General features: G+C 65.1%; 5 protein-coding genes and 1 pseudogene. 1 reads left to right on the forward strand and 5 read right to left on the reverse strand.

The window, feature by feature from the left end; all coding sequences use genetic code 11:
* Positions 1–242 precede the first annotated feature (242 nt).
* Positions 243–437 (forward strand): hypothetical protein, encoded by a 195-nt coding sequence (locus tag EN781_RS29000; protein WP_126057289.1) that lies wholly within the window; start codon positions 243–245, stop codon positions 435–437.
* A 73-nt stretch (positions 438–510) separates the two neighbouring features.
* Here the strand turns inward: EN781_RS29000 and EN781_RS29005 are convergent.
* The 5 genes and pseudogenes from EN781_RS29005 to EN781_RS29025 form a co-directional block, all read right to left on the reverse strand.
* A pseudogene (locus EN781_RS29005) lies at positions 511–653 on the reverse strand (EamA family transporter); the annotation flags it as partial.
* A gap of 34 nt (positions 654–687) precedes the next feature.
* The gene (locus tag EN781_RS29010; protein ID WP_126057288.1) at positions 688–1,008 is read right to left on the reverse strand and encodes a low molecular weight protein tyrosine phosphatase family protein; all 321 of its coding nucleotides are present in this window, start codon (positions 1,006–1,008) and stop codon (positions 688–690) included.
* A gap of 52 nt (positions 1,009–1,060) precedes the next feature.
* Entirely contained in the window at positions 1,061–2,218 is a 1,158-nt protein-coding gene (gene hemW / locus EN781_RS29015; protein ID WP_127400573.1) for a radical SAM family heme chaperone HemW, read from the reverse strand.
* Between the two features lies 1 nt (position 2,219).
* Entirely contained in the window at positions 2,220–2,867 is a 648-nt protein-coding gene (gene rdgB / locus EN781_RS29020) for an RdgB/HAM1 family non-canonical purine NTP pyrophosphatase (protein ID WP_126057286.1), read from the reverse strand.
* Entirely contained in the window at positions 2,867–3,277 is a 411-nt protein-coding gene (locus EN781_RS29025) for a VOC family protein (protein WP_126057285.1), read from the reverse strand. The genes rdgB and EN781_RS29025 overlap by 1 nt, the downstream gene beginning before the upstream one ends.
* Positions 3,278–3,412: the final 135 nt, after the last annotated feature.

Consider the following 3,412-nt stretch of genomic DNA (forward strand, 5'->3'; position numbering starts at 1 on the left):
CAGATAGAGCGCCGGCCCCAGCGGCCGCGCCGGTATCTCGATCTGCCCGATCACATAGCTGCGTTTGTCGCTGGTCACCCTAGGCCCTCCATCCAGCCTGTTTGGCACGGCTGATGTCCGGTTGCAAAACGTGACGAGGACGTAATGTGGCCGCCATGCCTTTGCCATACTGCGGAACGAAACCGTGACCGGCGAATTCTATCCGTGAGTCTCGTTTGTCTGTGAGTCTCGGGAGGCACAGGATGGATAGCCTGAAGATTCAGGACGTTTTCGAGCCCTACTATGCGGGCCGCAAGCGTTTCGCCATGCGAAGGGACAAGAGCCTGCCGGCCAGCGCCGATGGCGTCGCCGGTAAAACCGAAGCCAGGAAGCGGCGTTTGCGCCGCCGGCCGAAGACCAGACTCAAGGCCGAAACCGACAGCACGACGGAGCACTGACCGGACGATGCCCAATCGCTTCGATATCTTCATCAGCCGTCTCGAAACCAAAACCGCCCGCGAAGGCGTGCCGCTATCCCCGATAAGCGACCAGCACCGCCCCCGCCGCGATAAGGAAAACGCCAAGCCAGTTCGCTCCGGAGAGGCGCTCGCCGAGAAGGACCGCGCCAAACACCGCCACAAGCACGACGCTTAGTGCGGTGCGACGGGCGCGGACGGCTCTCGAACGCGGGGGGGACGGCGGTATCCCTTAGAGATACCGCGACACTTTCGCTTCCAGAAGCTGCACCAGCTCCGGATCCATGAATTCATAGTCGTCCGGGATGTCGAGGCAGATTAACCGCGCCTTCTTCAGGCTCGACCGGAATTTCTTCTGCAGCTTGGCGCGGTGCGCCTTTTCCATCACGAAGATGATGTCGGCCCAGGCGACGAGCTCATGCGTCAGCGGATTGTCGGCGTCGTGATTGGTGCCGGCGGATTCGACCTCGATATCCCTGCGTTTGGAAAACACCTGCTCGGCCGTCGGGCTGCGCAAGCGGTTCTGGCTGCAGACGAAGAGGACGTTCTTCAAGGGTTGTTACTCAAGCATGATCTTGTCCGAAAACCGGTATCCACTTTCGGGCTTAGCGCGCCAGGTCCGCCACCACGGCATCCAGCACGATCATCCCGGCCGTCGTCGCCCGCAGCCGCGAATTGCCGACCGGCGCGACAAGCCCTTCTTCCTGCAGCACCGCCAGTCGCGCGCTTGACAGGCCGCGTCCGGAAAACGCCTCGTAGCGCGACAGGTCGATGCCTTCGGCCAGCCTCAGCCCCATTAGCAGGAACTCGTCGGCCTCTTCCGAGCGCGTCAAAATCTCGCCGCCGGTGACGCCATGGCCCCTGGCCTCGACCAGATTGGCCCAGGTCTCCGGCATCCTCTCGGCGATCGTCACCGTGCGGCGCCCGTTCTCAACGAATCGGCCATGCGCGCCGGGGCCGACGCCGACATATTCGCCGTAGCGCCAGTAGGTCAGATTGTGCCGGCTTTCCGCGCCAGGCCTGGCATGGTTGGAAATCTCGTAGGCCGGCAGCCCATGCGCGGCGGTCACCTCCTGCGTCAGCGCGTAGAGATCGGCGGCATGGTCGTTGTTGGGAATGGTGAACTTCTTCGCCGCGTGCAGCGCGTGGAACGGCGTGCCTTCCTCGATCGTCAGCTGGTAGAGCGAAAGATGGTCGGCGGCATGGCCGATCGCCTGCTCGAGCTCGGCCTGCCAGCCCTCCGGCGTCTGGCCCGGCCGGGCATAGATCAGGTCGAAGGAGAGGCGCGGAAAGATCTCGCGGGCGAGACCGATGGCGTGCAGCGCCTCCTCGACATTGTGCAGCCGGCCGAGGAAACGCAGATCCTTGTCGTTCAGCGCCTGCACGCCGAGCGACACCCGGTTGACGCCCGCCGTTCGGTAGCCGCGGAAGCGTTCGGCCTCCACCGAGGAGGGATTGGCCTCCAGCGTCACCTCGATGCCGCTGGGCACCGTCCAGTTCCTTGCCACGGCGTCCAGCACGGTGGCCACCGTTTCCGGCTTCATTAGCGACGGTGTGCCGCCGCCGAGGAAGATGCTGGTCACCTCGCGCGGCCCGGTGCGGGCGCGCATCGTCGCCAGTTCCGCCTCGAACGCGCGCGCAAAGCGTTCCTGGTCGACCGGCTGGTGGCGGACATGGCTGTTGAAGTCGCAATAGGGGCATTTGGCCGCGCAGAACGGCCAATGGATGTAGACGCCGAAGCCGGGGCCGCGGTCGAGCAGCATCTCAGGCCGAGCCCAGCCGCGCTTTGGCGAATTTCTGGAAGGCGCGGGCGCGGTGCGACAGCGCCGTCGGCTGGCCGGGCTTCCAGCCGTGCTTTTGCTCGGCGCTCATCTCGCCGAAGGTCTTTTCGAAACCATTGGGCAGGAACACCGGATCGTAGCCGAAGCCGAGCGTGCCGCGCGGCGGCCACACCAGCGTGCCTTCGGCCTCGCCGCGATAATATTCGGCCTCGCCGTCGGGAAACGCCAGGCAGATGACAGCGACGAAGCGGCCCGCGCGCTGCGCGGCTTCAGCCGCGCCGACTTCCTGCAGCGCCACCTCGGTGCGCTGCATGGCCATGCCGAAGTCGCGGCTGCCGTCGGGCGTCTCGGCCCAGTTGGCGGTGTAGACGCCGGGCGCGCCGTCTAGCGCGTCGACGCAGAGGCCGGAATCGTCGGACAGCGCCGGCAGGCCGGTGGCCTTGGCCGCGGCATATGCCTTGATGTAGGCGTTCTCCTCGAACGTCGTGCCGGTCTCGTCCGGCTCGGGCAGGCCGTACTCCTTGGCCGATTTCGCCTCGAAGCCGAATGGCGCCATCAGGTCGGCGAACTCGCGCAGCTTGCCTTCATTGTGGCTGGCAACGACGATCTTGTGTCCGTTCAAAGAATGCATCACAGGCCCCAGATCCTTGGCTCGGCGAATTCGATCGAATTGCCCGAAGGGTCGCGAAAATAGATCGAGCGCCCGCCTTGCGGCCATTCGAAGTCGCTTTCGATGGCGACATCTTTCGCCGCGAGGTGCTGGCGCCAACCGGCAATCTCCTCCGCGCTCGCGGCAAAGCAAAGATGGCCCTCGCCCACTGTGCCATGCGGCGGCACCTTCAGCCTGGCATCGGGTGCCGGCGGGATCTTGGTCGCCTCGGCGTTGAACAGCAGCAGCACGCCCGTCCCGCAGCGGAAGAAGACGTGGCGGCCTTCGACCCTGCCGATCAGGTCGAGGCCGAGCACGTCGGCATAGAATTGCTCGGCAGCGTGTAGGTCGGTGACGTAGAGCGCTGATTCCAAAATTGCCGAGGGTGTCACGAGGCACCCCCCTCTGGCCTGCCGGCCATCTCCCCCTCAAGGGGGGAGATTGGCAGTTCTCGTGCCGCTGCACCCCTTGCACCGCCGATAATTGGCGAAGGCCGGCCGTATATCCAATCTCCCCCCTTGAGGGGG

The sequence above is a fragment of the Mesorhizobium sp. M4A.F.Ca.ET.090.04.2.1 genome, from assembly GCF_003999085.1.
Taxonomy (GTDB): Bacteria; Pseudomonadota; Alphaproteobacteria; order Rhizobiales; family Rhizobiaceae; genus Mesorhizobium.

Bases quoted from the DNA above. Each gene is read 5' to 3' on its own strand.
- EN781_RS29000 (WP_126057289.1), top strand. From the start codon at position 243: ATGGATAGCCTGAAGATTCAGGACGTTTTCGAGCCCTACTATGCGGGC.
- hemW (WP_127400573.1), bottom strand. From the start codon at position 2,218: ATGCTGCTCGACCGCGGCCCCGGCTTCGGCGTCTACATCCATTGGCCG.
- rdgB (WP_126057286.1), bottom strand. From the start codon at position 2,867: ATGCATTCTTTGAACGGACACAAGATCGTCGTTGCCAGCCACAATGAA.